A 17,955-nucleotide genomic window follows, 5' to 3' on the forward strand; every position below is an offset into this window, starting at 1 on the left:
TAAAAAGAAACCTCCTACAGTCGTAGGAGGTTTCTTTCAAAAAGTGAAAGAGAGAACGTTTCTAAAAGAAAACATGTCGAACGAAGCAAGCCTTTGTCATTTGAGTAGAGAATCTTTCCCTACTTTTGGTAAGATAGAAGAAGATGAAGGAGTTGTTGTGAAAATGACAGATGTCTTAGAAATAAAAGACCTTACGGGTGGATATCATCCTAAGAAACCTGTATTACATAACGTTAGTTTTTCGGTCAAAAAAGCAGAGATCGTTGGTTTAATTGGTTTGAATGGAGCGGGGAAAAGTACAACAATTAAACATATCTTAGGTTTGCTCCAAGCAGAAAAGGGCCAGGTTACAATAGGGGGAAGAACGTTTCAAGATCATGTAAATGACTATAGACGCTCGTATGCATACATACCTGAAACACCCATACTTTATGATGAGTTAACTTTATGGGAACATTTAGAGTTAACTGCGCTTGCTTATGGGCTTGACCGAAATCTTTTTCAAGAACGGGCAGAACGACTTTTAGTTGAATTTAGAATGCAGAAGATGAAAAAATGGTACCCAAGTCATTTTTCCAAAGGGATGCGCCAAAAAGTTATGATTATGAGTGCTTTCTTGATTGAGCCACCTGTCTATATCGTAGATGAACCAATCGTCGGATTAGATCCTCTTGGCATTCAATCGTTCTTAAACTTTCTTAGTGATATGAAAAATAAAGGGGCAGCTGTTCTCATGTCTACACATATTTTGGCAACAGCTGAACGCTATTGTGATCGCTTTGTCATTTTACATCAAGGAAAAGTGGTGTTAGAAGGAACACTTAAGGAGATGCGTGATCAATTAAAGCTTCCGAATGCGACATTAGACGATATATATATTGAGATGACAAAGGAAGATTTACGATGAAGGATGGAATGACGTTATGGCGAGAGAGGGTTAGCGCGTATTGGAATATGGCCATTCGTTATTTGCGCTTAATAGGAAATAGCGGATTCTTATTTACATTATATGTGTTGATTATCATAGGTAGTTATTATTATAGTGTGTTGTTAGATTGGTTACCCGATTCATTTCCTGCTGTATGGATTTTTGTCGCTGTGTTTGCCCATTTGTTAACGAGAAGCGGTGTTCGTACATTTGTAAAACAAGCTGATGTTGTGTTTCTGTTACCTTATGAATCTAAGTTAGGTTCTTATTTTCAGGCATCAAAATGGTACTCACTTGCTTTGCAAAGTGCCGTAATATTATTAGTCCTAGTTGTTCTTTCACCTTTATTTGGAAAGTACTTAGCCAGTGATGCGGGCAGTTTACTTCTTGTTTTATGGATATTAATTATGGCAAAAGGCTGGAATATCTTTGCTAGTTGGGAAGAACAACGGTTTCAAAGTGATTATGAGAGAAATACTCATTTCCTTTTAAGAGGGATTGTTAATATCATTTTTACGTTCTTCCTTTTTTCAGGAGCTAATGTCCTTTTTATTGCGGCAATATTTGTGATCATGTTAGGTCTTTATCAATTGTATTATAAAAAGCTAGCGCAACAGCTATCAATTAAGTGGGACCATCTGGTTGAAGTTGAGCAAAGTATGCTGCTCTTCTTTTACCGTATTGCTAATTCTTTTACGGATGTCCCTCAACTTAAGAATAAAGTTCGACCTAGAAACTATTTAAGCTGGTTATTGAAGGGGATCACCGATTCTAACAAATCAGTTTACCACTTCTTGTTTGTTAGATCTTTTTTACGTTCAAATGATTATGGTGGTATCTATATTAGACTTATCCTGATATCTAGCGTTGTTTTGATTGCTTTACCAAGTGGTTGGCTACAGCTACTTGTCTTTCTATTATTTATGCATATGGTGACGACCCAACTATCCACTCTTTGGTATCACTATGATACAAATATGTGGGTCGACCTTTACCCAGTTGAACTTAACGAGAAAAAAGATGCCTTAACTCAACTATCGTTTCGGTTGCTTCTCATTATGACAGGTATTCAACTTGGAGTTCTTATTGTTACGTCAACATGGAAAATTACAATTGCCGCCTTATTAATAGGTGGGGCCTATAGCTTTATTGGCAGTCAGAAGTTCATTCATAAAAGAAGAAAGTAGTCATGACTTAAAACAGAAACTGACCGATGCAGAACCTTCTGTTTTCATTACAGGTGGAAATAGAGAGTACGATATGCTTAAATATGGCAACAAGTATTTAAAGAGAGGTTTAGGTACGTAAAACAGGCGTGAAAGAAAAATATAAGTACTCAAAAGTGCTTTAAGTAGCCTATACATGATTAAAGACAGCAAAAGTAAGTGGCCTTGCTATATGCTTATAGTTTTTCAGAAGAGATAATTTTTCTGTAAAGGAGTGGTCTCGATGTATGAAACACAGGTTGCTGAGGAGCTTTCGAGGTGGAAGCGAAAGTTAGAAAAAAGACCTTCAATGGTAGGACGTTATACAAAAGGCTTACAAATGAAGATGAACAAATTAATACCCGAGAAAGTTCATAGTGTAGTTACAGCTAGTATTAAGAATATGGTTCATGCTACATTAGTTGGCTCTGAATATACGACTAAGAAACAACCAGAAGAAGCCTTAAGCTTAAAAGAACGCGAAGAGAAAGTATTTAGTATCATGAAATCTTATAAGCGAACAGCGGCTCTTGAAGGAGCTGGAACAGGAGCAGGAGGAATCTTGCTCGGAATGGTTGATTTTCCGTTACTTTTAAGTATTAAGATGAAATTTTTATTTGATACGGCAGCGGCCTATGGGTATGATGTGAGAGATTATCGAGAACGTTTATTTGTGCTTTATCTTTTTCAATTGGCATTTGCAAGAGAAGAGAAGCGCTCGCTGTTAGTTGAGAAGTTAGAAAAGTGGGATTTCGAAAAAGAGAGGTTGCCTGAAAAAGAGGAGTATTTAGCTACCTTCGACTGGAAGGCGTTTCAACTTGATTATCGTGATTATATTGACTTGCCTAAGATGTTACAACTGATTCCGGGCGTTGGAGCAGTAGTTGGAGCTGTTGCTAATTACCATTTTATAGATGTGCTTGGTGAGACGGCTATGAATGGGTATCGGATTAGGTGGCTTTCGGAATGAAATAAAAGAGGTGGATTCGACTGATAATTAAATCGGTCGATCCACCTCTTTTTACATTAAATGGAAAACGGTACGAACCTTGCTAGGTAAGCTGAAATAACGGCAAATTGTCCAGTGAAAAGTAAAATTCCGAGAACAACCATAATGCCTCCACTTACTTTTTGAATAGCAGGAAGCCATTTATTTAGTCGTCTAACCTTATCTAAGGAACGAGACCATAAAAGGGCTACGAGGATAAAAGGAATACCTAAACCAATCGAATAAATAAATAGCATGAACATCCCAGCCCACATCGTTTCTTCTCTCCCAGCTAATAAAAGAATCGATGTTAGAACAAGCCCGATACATGGTGACCAACCAGTTCCAAATAAAAATCCAAGTAGGACGGAGTTGGCGAAACTAGTTGTTTTCTTAGGTTTCACATGAAGTTTTTTCTCGCTAATAAGCATTCGAATCGAGATGATCCCCATCATCTGAAGACCAAAAACGGCAATGATAATCCCACCAATTTGTTCAAACAATTGTCTATTGCCCCAGAAGGCTTGACCGATAAAAGTCGAGGAAGCTCCTAGGAGAAGAAAAATAGAGGTGAAGCCGATAACAAAGCCGATGCTTCGAGATAATATAAGTTTTCTCTCTGCACTAATTTGATTATCAACTACATTGGTTCCTGTTAGCTGTGCTAGGTAAGCAGGGACTAATGGGAAAATACAAGGTGATAAAAAGGAAACAATACCAGCTAGGAAGGCAAGCCATATCGTAACTTCAGTCATATCAACACATCCTTAATAAATCTAAAAACAAGAGCTTACTAAAGTCTATTCTAGTCCACTAGAAAGTTATGAATCAAATATTTAAACTCATTCTTTTCATTATAGCTAATTATCCCTTTACTAGTACTTAAAAGTAAAAACGTTCACCGAAAGGTCAAAAGGTTGAGAAAAAGATCAGTCTTAGGGCGGAGAGCAAACCATTCTGGAGGTCGTCTTCATAAAAGAACAATGATCTTACAATGAAAGTAGCTCAAAGAAGGAGGATAAGTATTATGAAACAAACAGGAAAAGTAATTGGAGGTATTCTTCTCGTTTTCATAGGAGCAAGTATATTGCTTGGAATGCTTGGAATAAATTTAGGTGGGTTGTTCGGTCTTGTGATTGGTGGTTGCTTCATTTATTGGGGCTACTCCATTTCTAGAGATAAAGGAAAATGGTCTATTATGAGCATTTTACTGGTGGCGTTAGGAACTGTCATTTTTCTAGGAGGTATCGGTGGTGTTGTTAGTTTAGTCATTGGAGCGTTCCTTGTCTACGGTGGATACAAAATGCTCCAAACAAAGGAGACAGTCGAAGAATCTGAGATTTCCCGCTCAGTTAAATCAAGTTCAACTTATGACAATATTGATGAGGAATTTGCCCAACTAATCGGGGAAGGGGGAGCAAAAAATGGTCATGAAAAGAATTAGTAGTATCATAAAAGCGTACGTATATGAGGGGTTAGAAAAATTGGAAGATCCGATGTTAATGGCTAAGCAGTGCATGCGTGACATCCAAGGAGAGATGGATCAGTTAGAAGAAACCATTAAGAAACAAGAAACACATGAAAAGAAATTAGTTCATCAATTAGCAGAAGCCAAGAAACTTTTTCTTCGAAGGGAAGAGCAAGCAAGAATGACCATTCAAGCAGGTGAAGATGAACTTGCTCGAAAAATCCTAGTTAGCAAAAAGAGAGTCTGGGAACGAATGACGCAATATGAACAACTAATAAATAAAACGAGAGAAGACTTAAAGGAGCAGAAGGAGGAGCTTGAGAATAGTCAAATCAAGTATGAACAAATAAAAGAAAGAAATGTAGATGTAAGGCTAGAAAAAAAAGCGAGGAATCAGATGGAAAGATTTGAGGAATCCGAACAATATAAAACATCAAGCAAACATGAGGATGAATGGGATCAGAAAAAACAGGATGTCGATATTGAGAATGAACTTAATTTGTTAAAAGCAAAAATACAATCATGAAAGAAAGGGAAGGGTTATCATGTTAGGCATTCCCTTTTTTCTAGGCTAATGATGAAAAGTTATATAGTATAAAGGGGAGCGAGACAGGAGGTAGGTAAATGAAAAAGTTTATAGGGTTAGGATTAATTGTTATAGGCTGTGGCTTTTTATCACTGACTATTTCTTCTTTGTTTTCGTCTGGTAAGACACTAAATGAAGGAAACCGATATAGTGAAAATGTTGATTCCTTTCAGACCATTGATCTTACAAGTACGAGTCTAGATTGGGACATTCAAAGGTATAGTGGTGATGAGATCATCGTGGAACTTTCAAATGACGATAAGCAGGTGAATATTCATTCACGGCAGCAAGGAGATACATTAAAACTTGAAATAAAAGAAGAGGGATTTAAGTTGTTTTCCTTTAATTTTCAGGGACGAAACAAAGTGCATGTTCAATTGCCTATTCGATATGAGAATGCTCTAAAGGTTCAAACGGTTTCGGGGGATGTCCATATAAATGATGACTTGAATCTATCGAGTTGGAGGGTTAAAACCGTATCAGGAGATGTTTTGACGAGAGATCTTTCAGCTACTAAGACAGACATTAATACGACTTCTGGAAATATTCATATACAACATATAGATGGTGAGACAGTAAAATTAAACAATGTCTCTGGTGATAGTTTGATTGAGAAACTGACAGGTGAACTCGATGTGAACGCAGTATCAGGAGATATTCGAGTAGGTTTAAAGGGAAAATACAGAACTAGTGTAAAGACCGTTTCAGGTGATGTCAATATAGAATTGTATAAAGAGAATACGAATCTAACGATGAAAACTGTATCAGGAAAAATATTTGTCGATCCTGGTTTTACTGGTAAAATAGGTGATAGTGCGGCTGAAGTAACGGTAAGCACAACGTCAGGAGATATTCGTGTAACGGAAAGATAGAAAGGGGTGGGAGCATGAAGAAACAAACTATTTTTGGAATAATCATCGTCATCATTGGGCTTAACCTTTTATTTAATTCAATGAACCTTTCATCAGGAACCTTCGTTGCCCCACTCATTTTTTTCATGTTAGGCCTTTTCTTTTATAAGCGTAAGCATACCTTTTTAAGTATGCTTTTCTTTATAGTGAGTATGAGCATTTTCTTTGATCAATTACTAGGTCTGAATTTTCTCTCCTTGCTAATTGCTATTTTAGCCCTTTACTATGGGATTCGTTTGGTCAGGTCTCCAATTAAGACGAAAAAGGCAAAAGAATTAAAAAGAGACTTGAGAAAGCAAGCAGAAGAGACAGTAATCGAAAAAAAGCAGCATGAAAAAGCAGACTCAATGAAACCCAAAGGACATCTAGAAGCAGAAGAAGATAGAGAGCGTATCGTTTTTACACCGATTATACGAAGAAGTTTTATAGGTGATATTCATTATACGGGTGAGTCCTTTGATCTAAACGACTTGACCATTTGGAATGGGATCGGAGACATTCGTATTGATTTATCAAAAGCGATCATACCAGAGGGGGAGATAGTCATTATTGTTCAATGCATCATTGGACAAATAGACTTTTATATACCAGAGGACTTAGCTGTCACCATCCAATCTTCTACCATTATTGGAGAAGTTTCATTATTTCATGAGAAACATGAGGGGATTAATCAGCAATTAAGTATGGCGACTCGTCAATATAAAGAAGCTCCAAGGCGCGTCAAGCTTATATTGTCAACGGTCATCGGGGAAGTAAAGGTGAGGGCAATATGAAAAGACAGTTAGCACGGTTGCAATGGCAGTTTATCCGCCATAGTTGTATTGTAACGGGATTAACCTCTTTTTTTATACTGTTCTTCATTACATATGAAGACAATCGTGGTCTATTGCTTCTTTTTGATCGGCAATTATTGGGAATTCCAATTGCGTTGTGGATCGTTATGATCATTCTCATCACCGGTTTAATAAGTGGCTATATTCAGGCAATGCCAATAAGAAAAAGGATTGATCAGTTGGTGCATGGTGCACTTCGTTACGAAAGAGGAACATTCTCACACCGAGTTGAGGTAGACGGGGAAGATGAAATTGGAGAGCTTGCCAACCGCTTAAACGGGATGGCTCAAAATATTGAAAATCAAGTAGCTTCTCTTCAACGACTTTCCTCTGAGCGTGCACAAATGCAAGAAACGGTTAAGAAAGCAGCGGTAACAGAGGAACGGCAGCGATTAGCACGAGACCTTCATGATGCGGTTAGTCAACAATTATTTGCCATTTCAATGATGACTGCCGCCATTAAACAAAACATTCAACATATGTCTGGTTCCACTATTGAGCAAGTGAATATGGTTGAGAATATGGCCAATACAGCACAAGCTGAAATGAGAGCGTTATTACTACATTTAAGACCTGCTCATTTAGAAGGAAAAAGCTTAGCGAACGGGTTAAATCAATTATTTAATGAATTAAAACAAAAATATAAAATGGACGTACATGTATTGATTGAAGAACAACTTACGATTCCAAAAGGCATTGAAGATCAACTGTTTAGAATGATTCAAGAAGCAATCTCAAATGTATTAAGACATGCCAAAGCTAATCAACTCGAATTCCAACTGAAGCAGACGGGCCAAGACGTGAAAGTTAAACTCATAGACAATGGAGTTGGTTTTGATCCGAAGACGGCACAACAAAGCTCCTATGGTTTACATACCATGCGTGAGCGGGTTACCGAGATTGGAGGAACTCTCCAAATCGTTTCTGTACCAAATAAAGGAACACAAATCGAAGCGAATATTCCAATTGCTTGGAAGGGGGAAAAGGATGATTAGAGTGCTTTTAGTGGATGATCATGAAATGGTCAGAATGGGGTTATCAGCTTATTTATCAACACAGCCAGATATGAGTGTAGTTGGGCAAGCGAGCAATGGGGTTGAAGGCGTTGAAAAGGCTTTGGCTCTTTCACCGGATGTGGTTTTAATGGATTTGGTTATGGAGAAAATGGACGGAATAGAAGCAACAGCTGCAATTACGAAAGAGCGCCCCTCTTCTAGGATCATTGTCCTTACAAGCTTTATTGATGATGAGAAAGTATATCCTGTGATTGAAGCTGGTGCTTTTAGCTATTTATTAAAGACATCATCAGCTATTGAAATCGCAGATGCAATTCGCAGTGCATCTGCTGGAACACCAGTGGTTGAAGCGAAAGTAACTAACAAAATGATGGACCGCATGAGGAATGGTAAGCCCAAACATTTACATGATGATCTTACTCCAAGAGAACGAGAAGTACTTGAACTAGTAGGTGAAGGCAAAAGCAATCAAGAAATAGCGGAATATCTATTTATTGGAATCAAGACAGTTAAAACACATGTAAGTCACATTTTACAAAAATTAGAGTTAGAGGATCGGACACAAATGGCTGTATATGCTCATCGCTTCGGTTTAGCGAAATAGAAAACGATCCAAGAGAGCTGTTCCGGATGCATAGCTCTCTTGGATCGTTTTAAGCATGATATAAGTGATATGAATGTAGTTGCTCACAAAATTCAATGAAAAATAGGGGGTAAATTTTTCTGTAGTTGTAGTTGGTTATCTTTTAAGGAAACGTGCAACTCTTTTTGCTTCGTTAAAGATGCAAAGAACACAGTTGTCATATCGCTAACACCAACCCCCGTTAATTTCTGACGGAGCCACTCTTCATCTAAATCCAAGGTTTCTAATACATCTTTATAAATCTTTCCATCAATGACAACAGGAAAAGATAGATCAGTCGAGGATTTATCAAGCCCTAAGTCTCCTAAGGTGACAGTAGACTTTGAAGCTGTTTTATGGATTGTTAATTGGCCATTTGCCTCGACAATACCTAGCTCTACATCGCTGACATCAAAGACATCATTTTCCCTTAACATTTGGAGAATGTTATCAATCGAGTAACGAATTCTTCTTAAATTATTAACAAGAAAAACCCCATTATGAATCACGATGGTAGGTTCAAACGTGATGAGCCTACCGAATGTTCGGTTAATAATCTTCCCTTTTGCGACTGAGATTTGAAACAGACCAATCAATACAACAGCAACAGCTGTATGAATATGCTTAATGGCAGGGTCGGCAAGGTCAGCACCGACCACAGCGCCAAGTGTAATGACGATCAAAAAGTCAAATACGGGTAATTCGGCAATCGAGCGTTTTCCCATTAAAAGAGTCACAAAGAGCATGAGCGGCAAAATAGTGATCACTCTAAAGAAAAGAATGATTAATTCTTTGGTAATATCCAGAACAATCTCCATCCTTTTTAATGGAAAGTATGTGTAAGCTGGATGGATTTTATTACATTGTGCTGACTAAATATAATAATACTCTTTTCTACCAAAGAATAAGGTGAAAGTTGGGAGTTAGTACAGGCTTAATTACCCCTTAGAATAAAAAGTGGTTACAAAAGAAGGACGTGGAAATATGCTTGTTGCCAAAGCGGCTTGTGTTCCACGTTTTTTATGAGCATTTTCATAAGACTTGGACGTTTGCCAACTTTTAAAGGATTCCTCATTGTCCCAAACCGTCATGATTACATATGTATCATCGTCTAGTGGTCGTAAAATACGAATTGCCTGAAATCCGGGCTCTGTTTCTACTAAACCTGCTCGATTACGAAAACGTTCTTCAAAAGTCCCTCTTCCGTTTTCTACAACAGCGATGTTGTTCATCACAACGTATCCTTCTTTTTTAAAAGAACCTGTCTCACCAAAAATCTCATAGTGCTTTGCAGTTGGATGATCTATTGAATCTTCTACATAGAGATCATTCCCTGTTTCCCCTTGTAAACGAAGTCCTTCTAATTGAACTGTGTCATTAGCATCTTTAAGGATAGTAGCCGTTTTCATTGAGAGAATCCTCCTATCGTTTATTGTGAAACAACTATTATCGTTGATTCGTAGATAAGTGTAGCCTAATATCGTTTTAAGTTGCAACTGTTATGAACTGCTTCTGAAAGGGTATAGTAAGACTACAGGGGAGGTGTGACATGAAAAGGAAATTAGTTATAGGATTATCTAGTGTTTTAGGGTCAGTTCTATTAGCTCTTATCATTTATTTAATTATTTTACTAGTAGGGAATTATGCAATTGATGATCAAAAGTTAGTTATGAAGGCGACAACCTCTTTGGTGGATCAAGATGGAGAATTGGTTACTCAGCTTTTTATTGAAAATAGGGAACTTGTGTCCATTCGCGATATTCCTGAACATGTTCAAGATGCGTTTATTTCCATTGAGGATACAAGATTTAGAGAGCATCAAGGAATTGATTTTCGTTCAATTGGTCGTGCCTTATATCGTGATGTTTTAGCAGGAGCAAGCGTTGAAGGAGGTAGCACGATTACACAGCAGCTTGCTAAGAATGTTTTCTTAACGAATGAGAAGACTTTGTTACGAAAAACAAAAGAAGTTTTGATTGCAATGAATTTAGAAAGGCGATATAGCAAAAATGAACTTTTAGAGATGTATTTAAATAGAATTTACTTTGGGCACGGAGTTTATGGGATTCAAGCAGCATCAAAACTGTATTTTAATAAAAGTGTAGAAGAGTTAACTATAGAAGAAGGTGCTCTCCTTGCTGGATTGCCTAAAGCACCTAATTCCTATTCTCCGATAACAAGTCCTGAGAGAAGTAAACAAAGGCGTGATCTCGTCTTGACTGTGATGGAGAGGCAAGGGAAATTAAGTGCGGAAGAAGCAAAAAAATTACGAGGTAGGACAGTCACGATTGCTCTAAATCAATGGTCTGTAAATGATGCCTATCTTACATATATAGATATGGTCATCGATGAAGCCGCTGAGCGATTTCATTTAACTAATGAAGAAGTGCTCACGGGAGGCTATGAAATAGTCGTTCCGATTAATAGACATATGCAAGAAGTTTCCTTTCAAAAAATGAAAGAAGATCGTTATTTTCCTGGTGGAAATAACGATGCGGAAACGGCTATCGTTTTAATAAATGTTGAAACAGGGGGAGTACTTGCTGTTCAGGGAGGGCGTGAGTATGTAAGAAAAGGTCTTAATCGCGTCAATGTTAAGCGACAGCCTGGCTCAGCGTTTAAGCCATTAGCCGTATACGCTCCTGCGTTAGAGCATGGAAGTCACCCTTATACAATGTTAATGGATGAATTAAGCGATTATGATGGTTACTCCCCTCGTAATTATAATCAAGTTTACTCGGGGAAAATGACCATGCACGATGCTCTAACGTATTCAGCCAATGCGCCAGCAGTTTGGTTGTTAAATGAATTAGGAATGGATCAATCAATTGATGTGTTAAAAAGGTTTCACTTTGACATAGAAGATCGTGGTTTAGCTATTGCCCTTGGCGGTCTGACAGAAGGAGTAACACCACTTGAAATGGCTTCATCTTATAGAGCTTTTGCAAAAGAGGGGAAGAGGGTACAGCCATATTTTATTGAGGCAATTTATGATGAGAATGGTGAAAGGCTAAAAGGAGAATCGTTAGTGGAAGAAGAAGTACTTGCACCGCAAACAGCTTGGTATATGACTAGAATGCTTGAGTCTGTTGTGGAACGAGGAACAGGTAGTCAAGGAGAATTTCAGGCTCCGTTGGCAGGGAAGACAGGTACGACCTCTTACTCAGAAATAGCTGGTGCTACAATGGATGCTTGGTTTGTTGGCTATAATCAGGCGGTAGTGGGTTCTGTATGGATGGGATACGATATTACTTCAAGCGAGCGTTATCTTAATGGTGGAAGCTCTTATCCAACGATTTTATTCAAGGACATTCTAAATGAACTTCCTACTGAACTTCGAGAAGTGGCCTTCATTAAACCGGCTGACGTTAAGGAGCTAGATCCACCAGTTCGCTTACCAGTAGTCACCGATTTAACGGCGACTTTTTCAATGGGAGGACGCGGCTTATCAAGTATTCGTTTGAACTGGACGGGCAGTGATGATGAGCGAATTTATTATCATATTTATGAAGTCGACAATGATGTGAAGCAGCGAATAGCAACAGTTGTTGGTGACAATCAGTATTTTATTAATCGTACAAACCCTTTTACGTCAAAACGGTATGAGATCGTTCCTTACGATTCCGTAACGGAACAAATAGGGGAGTCTTCTAATATAGCGGATGTGAAATTTAAATTTGGTGTACATTAAATGTATAATACCTTCCCAAAAAATGAATATTGAGGTTGTTAAAAGATCATCTTTTAACAACCTTTTTTACATGATGTCTATGAAAAGATAGATATCTTTATGTACGGGATAAGAGAATGTCTGAATTAATGCACTTGTTTCAATATCTGTATAGACATCGGAGAGAAACCCTTTTTGATTGACCTCCATCGCTACGATATTTTGTAGAAAGTAAGGACGCCAACTCCAATTTTTATTTAAATATTTGAGGAACACATTCCATTTATTTGACTCATCTCTTAAATGATTACCTGAGATTTGATAGCCTAGACGGTCACAGATATAAACACGAAAGCAGAGATCTGGTAATCGTCTACATATGTGTTCGACAAATTGATCATAATCATTAGTAAGACTTATTGTGGGCAAACTTTCTTTTACAAGATGATTTAATTTTTCTTCAAAGTTGTATTTGAGTTGAAGAGCGGATATTTCTTTTTGAATCATGTTTTCAAGTTGGTCACGAAACACATGCGTACATTCAATGGTTACAGCCGGGCTTGGGGAAGGTTTAGCCAATAAATATCCTTGGTAATATTGAGCTCCATGTTTCCAGGCAGTCTCAAGCAATTGGGTTGTTTCAATGCCTTCGAAAAGCAGTTGAGCACCAATTCGTTGCGACAAAATGGACAGTGAATGTAAAATATCCCTATGAGATTGGCTCTCAATACTTTTTTGGACGATGTGTAGGTCTATTTTAAGAATGTGAGGTTTTAGTAAGGCTACCCTCTTAAGATTGCTAAACCCTCTGCCAAAATCATCAACAGCAATTTTGCAGCCAAGTGTGCGATATTTTTCTAATCTACTTAAAAAAAGTGTTTCATTCATAAAATAATCGGTTTCTGTGATTTCTAATACAACTTGATCTGGCTGTAAAATGCTAGTTAGTTGAAATGTATGAAGTTGTTCATAAAAGAAGTGGTCTTCTTCTGTCGTGAACAAATCAGGACTAATATTAAAGAAGAAAAGTTTTTGATTGTGTGAACCATCTTTCAATACTTCTAAAGCCTTGGTACGTACCCATCTGTCTACATAGCATTTTTCTTTAATATCAATGCTGTCTCTGTGAAAAAAACTTCCTAGACTTAGGACAGACTCATGATTTACATATCGGCCTAAGATCTCATATCCTATTACAGAACGTTGATCAGCACCGATAATAGGTTGGAAGTAAGGGATTATGCTTTTTACAGAAAGAGGTAATGTTAAAGAGTTTTTCATTATTTCCTCCCGTTCTCACTTAATCTAAGTAGTGGTTGGTATCTATTCTAACAAAAGAATGGTTTCGTGGTTTAGGTTTGTGCGAAAATCTGACAACGTTTTCTTGTTAAAAACTGAGCAAGATTCATCAATTTTATGACAGTTTAAATGATGGTCTATACAGAAGATTAATGGATCACTATAGTAAAGGTATCTTAAAAAAGGGAAAAAGATGAAAGCTTTCTTATATAAAAAGTTGTCATTTATAATATACCTTTCTCCAAAATCTTAAAAGGTGTAGAAAATGCATTTTCATGCGCTATCAAGTAAAATATGAATAAGAAGGAATAAGAAGGAGTGGCATAATGAATCAGAACACATTTAATGATACATTTTTAAAAGCATGTAGAGGAGAAGAGCATAATCATGTCCCTGTTTGGTATATGAGACAAGCAGGAAGATCTCAACCTGAATACAGAAAAATCAAAGAAGAATATTCACTCTTTGAAATTACTCATCAACCAGAACTATGTGCGTATGTAACCAAATTACCAGTGGATCAGTACGACAATGATGCAGCTATTTTATATAAAGATATAATGACACCGTTACCGGCAATTGGTGTAGATGTTGAGATAAAATCAGGAATTGGACCTGTAATTGATAATCCGATCCGTTCCAAGGCTGATGTTGAGAGACTAGGTACGATTCACCCAGAACAGGATGTACCGTATGTTCTTGATACGATTAAATTATTAAGAGAGCAATTGACTGTCCCGCTCATTAGTTTTGGAGGAGCTCCTTTTACATTAGCTAGTTATATGATCGAAGGTGGACCATCAAAAAATTATAATAAAACAAAAGCATTCATGTATGCTGAACCGGAAGCTTGGCACTTACTAATGGACAAGTTAGGGGAAATGACCATTACATATGTTAAGTCACAAATCGCAGCTGGTGCCCAGGCTATCCAAATCTTTGATTCGTGGGTTGGTGCACTAAATGTTTCGGATTATCGATTGTTTGTAAAACCTGTAATGAACAAAATATTTGCAGAATTAAAACAAGAGAATGTACCGCTTATTATGTTTGGTGTGGGGGCTAGTCATTTGGCAAATGAGTGGAATGACTTGCCTTTAGATGTAGTTGGTTTGGATTGGCGCTTATCTGTTCAAGAAGCTAGAGACTTAGGTATTAAGAAAACCGTTCAAGGAAATTTAGATCCAGCCATTCTCTTAGCACCTTGGGAAGTGATTGAAGAGCGCACGAAAGCTATCTTAGATCAAGGCATGAAAAACCCTAACTTTATTTTTAATTTAGGTCATGGTGTGTTCCCAGAAGTAAATCCAGAAACATTAAAGCGTCTTACTGCTTTTGTACATGATTATTCAATGAATAAATAAAAAAGGATGAATCTGAAATGACTAAGAAAAAAATAGGACTACTTGTCATGGCTTACGGAACGCCAAGAAAAAAAGAAGAAATTGAACCTTATTATACTCATATCAGAAGAGGCAGAAAGCCTTCGGAAGAAGCGCTAGAAGAGTTGACAGAGCGTTACGAGGCTATAGGAGGAATTAGCCCTTTAGCTAAAATTACGGAGGATCAAGCTTATGGTCTTCAAGATCAATTGAATAAAGATTTTAATGATATTGAATTTAAATCTTATCTTGGATTGAAGCATATTGATCCATTTATTGAAGATGCTGTAAAACAAATGAAAGAAGATGAAATCGAGGAAGCTGTAAGCCTCGTCTTAGCACCTCACTTCTCTACCTATAGTGTGAAATCTTATAATGGAAGAGCACAGGCGGAGTCTGAAAATATCTCAGGTCCAACGATTTATAGTATAGATAGTTGGTATGATGAGCCCCTATTTATTAATTATTGGGTTAAACAAGTCAAGAATACAATGGAGAAGATTGAAGATAAAGAGAAAGCCTGTGTTATTTTTTCTGCTCACAGTCTTCCTGAGAAAATTACCCAAATGAAAGACCCATATCCACAGCAATTACAGGAAACCGCTGATCTGATTGCTGCTGAAGCTGGAATTAAACATTATACAATTGGTTGGCAAAGTGAGGGGAATACTCCTGATCCGTGGCTTGGACCGGATGTCCAGGATTTAACAAGAGATCTTCATGAGAAGCATGGTTATACGTCAATGGTTTATTGTCCAGTAGGGTTTGTAGCTGACCATTTAGAAGTTCTTTATGATAATGATTTTGAATGCAAAGCCGTTACAGATGAACTGGGCATTGACTACTATCGTCCAGAAATGCCAAATGCAAAGCCTGAATTCCTTGAGTGTCTAGCAACAGTCGTGAAGAAAAAACTTGCAGAGAATGGTGAATCTAGTGAGGGATGAGGGAAGACGGGTTGCTATAATCGGTGGTGGAATGACAGGACTTGCAGCAGCACATAAACTAGAAAAAGCTAAAGAAAAAGGATTGGCCATTGCCTATGATTTATATGAAAAAACAAATCGCTTAGGTGGGAAAATTGAAACGAAACGGGAAAATGGATTTGTCATAGAACGCGGACCAGACTCTTACCTTGCCCGGAAGGAAAGTATGACTCGACTTGCAAAGGAAGTTGGCTTAGAAGATGACTTGCTCTTTAATGATACTGGACAGGCATATGTTCTAAAAGGAGATCAGTTATATCCGATTCCTGGTGGAGCGATTATGGGAATTCCTACTGAAATAAAGCCATTTGTTAATACTCGTTTGCTTTCGCCTATTGGCAAATTACGTGCAGCTGGTGATTTTTTCTATCCGCGAATAACGGCAAAAGACGAAGATATTTCTTTAGGACACTTTTTCAGACGGAGACTTGGAAATGAAGTGGTGGATCATCTGATTGAACCTCTTCTATCAGGGATTTATGCTGGAAATCTCGATAAGCTTAGTTTAAAAGCAACTTTTCCACAGTTTCAGCAGGTTGAACAAAAGCATGGTAGTTTAATTCGAGGTATGAAATTTTCTAAGCCTAAGAAAACTTCACCAAAAGTAGAAACACCAAAGAAAGCTAAGGGGATGTTTCTAACTTTCAGGAACGGCTTAGAATCGTTTGTCGAAGCAATAGAATCTAAATTAGATAGGAACTCGATTCATAAGAACAGTGATATAGAAAAGATATATAAGCAAGATGGTCAATTCCATATAGTATTTGAAAATGGGGATATTAAACATTACGATGAAGTCATTGTTACAACCCCACCAAAAGTTTCGGCAAAACTATTAGCTGATTACCCTTATTTTGATTATCTAGATCAAATGGAGGCAACAACTGTAGCGACAATTGCAATGGCGTTTAAAGAAGAAGACATTACGATTCCTTTTGAGGGAACAGGATTCGTTGTGTCTAAGAAAAGTAACCATGCCATTACAGCTTGTACTTGGACTCATAAGAAATGGGAACATTCAACGCCTGAAGGGTATGCTTTGCTTCGTACCTATGTTGGAAGAGCGGGTGATTCTGCGATTGTTTCACGGTCAGATGAGGAAATTTTAAGTGCTGTTCTTTATGATCTCAAACAAATAATGAAAATTGAGAAACAGCCAGAATTTTTCATTGTGTCACGCTGGAAAGAAGCCATGCCTCAATACAATGTCGGTCACACTTTTAAAATGAGCAAGATAAAAGAAGATATGGCTCGAAATGTATCAGGCTTGTATTTAGCTGGTGGAGGATACGAAGGGATTGGATTACCAGATTGTATTGACCAAGGTGAAGCTGTAGTAGATCAGATTTTAAAAAGATAATCAAATGAAAGAGGATAATGAAGCTTTATTCCAAGTTTTAGAAGGAGGCTCTAGAGTTATCCTCTTTTGTAATTAATAGTGGCAAATTCCATATGAAACTCAACGTATTCAAACATAAAGACGAATAGCCTACAGGCTATTCGTCTGACTTGATTAACGATTCCAATATCGCAGATGATCTAATTTTTCTTGACGCTCTGCTTGATAATTTTGTTGCTCGACTATACGTTGTAATTCTTCACCTGTATACGTTTTTTTCTTAATTGTAATCGTAAATAAGATAAAATGAAATGTCATAGCTTTATAGCCCTCCCAAAGAAACTCTTAAATAGTCAGGTGAGGCCTTTCACCTGCTCATACCAACCTTGTAACATTAATCCTTTAAGAAAAATCATTTTCATTACCTCCTTTTATTTTTTTATTTAAATTAACGCATTAATTTATGAATTTGTTGATCCTGATATTCAGCTAATTTCTGTTGTCGTACTAAGCGTTCTAAGTCTTCACCAGTATATTTGCGTTTTTTTATTGATATGGTAAACAGTAAAAAAGTAAATGTCATAGTAATCACCACCTTTTTAATAAATTTGAATTACATCCATTATTTACCAGTCGAAATAGACAAAAAAAACACAGGAAAACGCTCCTGTGATAAAAGTATAATAAACCACAGGGGAAACGTTCGCCTGCGCTTTGCTATT

19 protein-coding genes are annotated in these 17,955 nt (G+C 37.3%); 13 read left to right on the forward strand and 6 right to left on the reverse strand.

The features are described 5' to 3' along the window. The first annotated feature begins 163 nt into the window (after window positions 1-163). The 3 genes from PQ474_RS12810 (at window position 164) to PQ474_RS12820 (ending at window position 3,103) form a co-directional block, all read left to right on the forward strand. Window positions 164-907 (forward strand): ABC transporter ATP-binding protein, encoded by a 744-nt coding sequence (locus PQ474_RS12810; protein WP_273844060.1) that lies wholly within the window; start codon window positions 164-166, stop codon window positions 905-907. After that, entirely contained in the window at window positions 904-2,115 is a 1,212-nt protein-coding gene (locus tag PQ474_RS12815) for an ABC transporter permease (RefSeq protein WP_273843816.1), read from the forward strand. Before PQ474_RS12810 ends, PQ474_RS12815 begins: the two co-directional genes overlap by 4 nt. Window positions 2,116-2,377: 262 nt before the next feature. Then, window positions 2,378-3,103, forward strand: coding sequence for an EcsC family protein (locus PQ474_RS12820; RefSeq protein ID WP_273843817.1), 726 nt, complete (start codon window positions 2,378-2,380; stop codon window positions 3,101-3,103). A 56-nt stretch (window positions 3,104-3,159) separates the two neighbouring features. Here PQ474_RS12820 and PQ474_RS12825 read toward each other — a convergent pair whose 3' ends face one another. Continuing rightward, window positions 3,160-3,876 (reverse strand): cytochrome c biogenesis CcdA family protein, encoded by a 717-nt coding sequence (locus tag PQ474_RS12825; RefSeq protein ID WP_273843819.1) that lies wholly within the window; start codon window positions 3,874-3,876, stop codon window positions 3,160-3,162. Between the two features lie 272 nt (window positions 3,877-4,148). Between PQ474_RS12825 and PQ474_RS12830 the strand changes: the two genes are divergently transcribed. The 6 genes from PQ474_RS12830 to PQ474_RS12855 all read left to right on the forward strand — a co-directional run bounded on the left by PQ474_RS12830 (window position 4,149) and on the right by PQ474_RS12855 (window position 8,539). Beyond that, entirely contained in the window at window positions 4,149-4,565 is a 417-nt protein-coding gene (locus tag PQ474_RS12830; RefSeq protein WP_273843821.1) for a hypothetical protein, read from the forward strand. After that, the gene (locus tag PQ474_RS12835) at window positions 4,546-5,115 is read left to right on the forward strand and encodes a PspA/IM30 family protein (RefSeq protein ID WP_273843823.1); all 570 of its coding nucleotides are present in this window, start codon (window positions 4,546-4,548) and stop codon (window positions 5,113-5,115) included. Before PQ474_RS12830 ends, PQ474_RS12835 begins: the two co-directional genes overlap by 20 nt. Window positions 5,116-5,213: 98 nt before the next feature. Then, window positions 5,214-6,047: a DUF4097 family beta strand repeat-containing protein gene (locus tag PQ474_RS12840; RefSeq protein ID WP_273843825.1), complete on the forward strand. Its 834-nt coding sequence runs from the start codon at window positions 5,214-5,216 to the stop codon at window positions 6,045-6,047. Window positions 6,048-6,061: 14 nt separating this feature from the next. Continuing rightward, a complete protein-coding gene (liaF, locus tag PQ474_RS12845) occupies window positions 6,062-6,859 on the forward strand; it encodes a cell wall-active antibiotics response protein LiaF (RefSeq protein WP_273843827.1) in 798 nt (265 codons plus the stop codon). Further along, window positions 6,856-7,914, forward strand: coding sequence for a HAMP domain-containing sensor histidine kinase (locus PQ474_RS12850; RefSeq protein WP_273843830.1), 1,059 nt, complete (start codon window positions 6,856-6,858; stop codon window positions 7,912-7,914). The genes liaF and PQ474_RS12850 overlap by 4 nt, the downstream gene beginning before the upstream one ends. After that, window positions 7,907-8,539 (forward strand): response regulator, encoded by a 633-nt coding sequence (locus PQ474_RS12855; protein WP_273843832.1) that lies wholly within the window; start codon window positions 7,907-7,909, stop codon window positions 8,537-8,539. Before PQ474_RS12850 ends, PQ474_RS12855 begins: the two co-directional genes overlap by 8 nt. A gap of 92 nt (window positions 8,540-8,631) precedes the next feature. Here the strand turns inward: PQ474_RS12855 and PQ474_RS12860 are convergent, their stop codons facing one another. Beyond that, window positions 8,632-9,363, reverse strand: coding sequence for a DUF421 domain-containing protein (locus PQ474_RS12860; protein WP_420537705.1), 732 nt, complete (start codon window positions 9,361-9,363; stop codon window positions 8,632-8,634). Between the two features lie 132 nt (window positions 9,364-9,495). Then, complete coding sequence (locus PQ474_RS12865) at window positions 9,496-9,966, reverse strand: antibiotic biosynthesis monooxygenase family protein (RefSeq protein ID WP_273843837.1); 471 nt, start codon at window positions 9,964-9,966, stop codon at window positions 9,496-9,498. A 140-nt stretch (window positions 9,967-10,106) separates the two neighbouring features. Here PQ474_RS12865 and PQ474_RS12870 point away from each other — a divergent pair, with 140 nt between their 5' ends. Continuing rightward, the gene (locus tag PQ474_RS12870) at window positions 10,107-12,248 is read left to right on the forward strand and encodes a transglycosylase domain-containing protein (RefSeq protein ID WP_273843840.1); all 2,142 of its coding nucleotides are present in this window, start codon (window positions 10,107-10,109) and stop codon (window positions 12,246-12,248) included. Window positions 12,249-12,314: 66 nt separating this feature from the next. Here PQ474_RS12870 and PQ474_RS12875 read toward each other — a convergent pair whose 3' ends face one another. After that, window positions 12,315-13,508, reverse strand: a complete 1,194-nt coding sequence (locus tag PQ474_RS12875; RefSeq protein ID WP_273843843.1) for an EAL domain-containing protein — start codon at window positions 13,506-13,508, stop codon at window positions 12,315-12,317. A 344-nt stretch (window positions 13,509-13,852) separates the two neighbouring features. Between PQ474_RS12875 and hemE the strand changes: the two genes are divergently transcribed. The 3 genes from hemE to hemY are packed head-to-tail and all read left to right on the forward strand — an operon-like array spanning window position 13,853 to window position 17,254. Further along, window positions 13,853-14,890 (forward strand): uroporphyrinogen decarboxylase, encoded by a 1,038-nt coding sequence (gene hemE, locus PQ474_RS12880; protein WP_273843846.1) that lies wholly within the window; start codon window positions 13,853-13,855, stop codon window positions 14,888-14,890. 17 nt (window positions 14,891-14,907) lie between these two features. Beyond that, window positions 14,908-15,855: a ferrochelatase gene (hemH, locus tag PQ474_RS12885; RefSeq protein ID WP_273843848.1), complete on the forward strand. Its 948-nt coding sequence runs from the start codon at window positions 14,908-14,910 to the stop codon at window positions 15,853-15,855. After that, window positions 15,845-17,254 (forward strand): protoporphyrinogen oxidase, encoded by a 1,410-nt coding sequence (hemY, locus tag PQ474_RS12890; RefSeq protein WP_390187467.1) that lies wholly within the window; start codon window positions 15,845-15,847, stop codon window positions 17,252-17,254. Before hemH ends, hemY begins: the two co-directional genes overlap by 11 nt. Before the next feature lie 153 nt (window positions 17,255-17,407). Here hemY and PQ474_RS12895 read toward each other — a convergent pair whose 3' ends face one another. Then, window positions 17,408-17,551, reverse strand: coding sequence for a YrzI family small protein (locus tag PQ474_RS12895; RefSeq protein WP_273843850.1), 144 nt, complete (start codon window positions 17,549-17,551; stop codon window positions 17,408-17,410). A gap of 130 nt (window positions 17,552-17,681) precedes the next feature. Further along, complete coding sequence (locus PQ474_RS12900) at window positions 17,682-17,816, reverse strand: YrzI family small protein (protein WP_273843851.1); 135 nt, start codon at window positions 17,814-17,816, stop codon at window positions 17,682-17,684. Window positions 17,817-17,955: the final 139 nt, after the last annotated feature.

Origin of the sequence: Halalkalibacter alkalisediminis (assembly GCF_028610705.1) — a bacterium.
GTDB classification, from domain to species: domain Bacteria; phylum Bacillota; class Bacilli; order Bacillales; family Bacillaceae_D; genus Halalkalibacter; species Halalkalibacter alkalisediminis.

What these genes read in the sequence shown, in the direction of transcription:
- PQ474_RS12810 (WP_273844060.1), top strand. Translation starts at nt 164, where the DNA reads ATGACAGATGTCTTAGAAATAAAAGACCTTACGGGTGGATATCATCCT.
- PQ474_RS12815 (WP_273843816.1), top strand. Translation starts at nt 904, where the DNA reads ATGAAGGATGGAATGACGTTATGGCGAGAGAGGGTTAGCGCGTATTGG.
- PQ474_RS12820 (WP_273843817.1), top strand. Translation starts at nt 2,378, where the DNA reads ATGTATGAAACACAGGTTGCTGAGGAGCTTTCGAGGTGGAAGCGAAAG.
- PQ474_RS12825 (WP_273843819.1), bottom strand. Translation starts at nt 3,876, where the DNA reads ATGACTGAAGTTACGATATGGCTTGCCTTCCTAGCTGGTATTGTTTCC.
- PQ474_RS12830 (WP_273843821.1), top strand. Translation starts at nt 4,149, where the DNA reads ATGAAACAAACAGGAAAAGTAATTGGAGGTATTCTTCTCGTTTTCATA.
- PQ474_RS12835 (WP_273843823.1), top strand. Translation starts at nt 4,546, where the DNA reads ATGGTCATGAAAAGAATTAGTAGTATCATAAAAGCGTACGTATATGAG.
- PQ474_RS12840 (WP_273843825.1), top strand. Translation starts at nt 5,214, where the DNA reads ATGAAAAAGTTTATAGGGTTAGGATTAATTGTTATAGGCTGTGGCTTT.
- liaF (WP_273843827.1), top strand. Translation starts at nt 6,062, where the DNA reads ATGAAGAAACAAACTATTTTTGGAATAATCATCGTCATCATTGGGCTT.
- PQ474_RS12850 (WP_273843830.1), top strand. Translation starts at nt 6,856, where the DNA reads ATGAAAAGACAGTTAGCACGGTTGCAATGGCAGTTTATCCGCCATAGT.
- PQ474_RS12855 (WP_273843832.1), top strand. Translation starts at nt 7,907, where the DNA reads ATGATTAGAGTGCTTTTAGTGGATGATCATGAAATGGTCAGAATGGGG.
- PQ474_RS12865 (WP_273843837.1), bottom strand. Translation starts at nt 9,966, where the DNA reads ATGAAAACGGCTACTATCCTTAAAGATGCTAATGACACAGTTCAATTA.
- PQ474_RS12870 (WP_273843840.1), top strand. Translation starts at nt 10,107, where the DNA reads ATGAAAAGGAAATTAGTTATAGGATTATCTAGTGTTTTAGGGTCAGTT.
- PQ474_RS12875 (WP_273843843.1), bottom strand. Translation starts at nt 13,508, where the DNA reads ATGAAAAACTCTTTAACATTACCTCTTTCTGTAAAAAGCATAATCCCT.
- hemE (WP_273843846.1), top strand. Translation starts at nt 13,853, where the DNA reads ATGAATCAGAACACATTTAATGATACATTTTTAAAAGCATGTAGAGGA.
- hemH (WP_273843848.1), top strand. Translation starts at nt 14,908, where the DNA reads ATGACTAAGAAAAAAATAGGACTACTTGTCATGGCTTACGGAACGCCA.
- PQ474_RS12895 (WP_273843850.1), bottom strand. Translation starts at nt 17,551, where the DNA reads ATGACATTTCATTTTATCTTATTTACGATTACAATTAAGAAAAAAACG.
- PQ474_RS12900 (WP_273843851.1), bottom strand. Translation starts at nt 17,816, where the DNA reads ATGACATTTACTTTTTTACTGTTTACCATATCAATAAAAAAACGCAAA.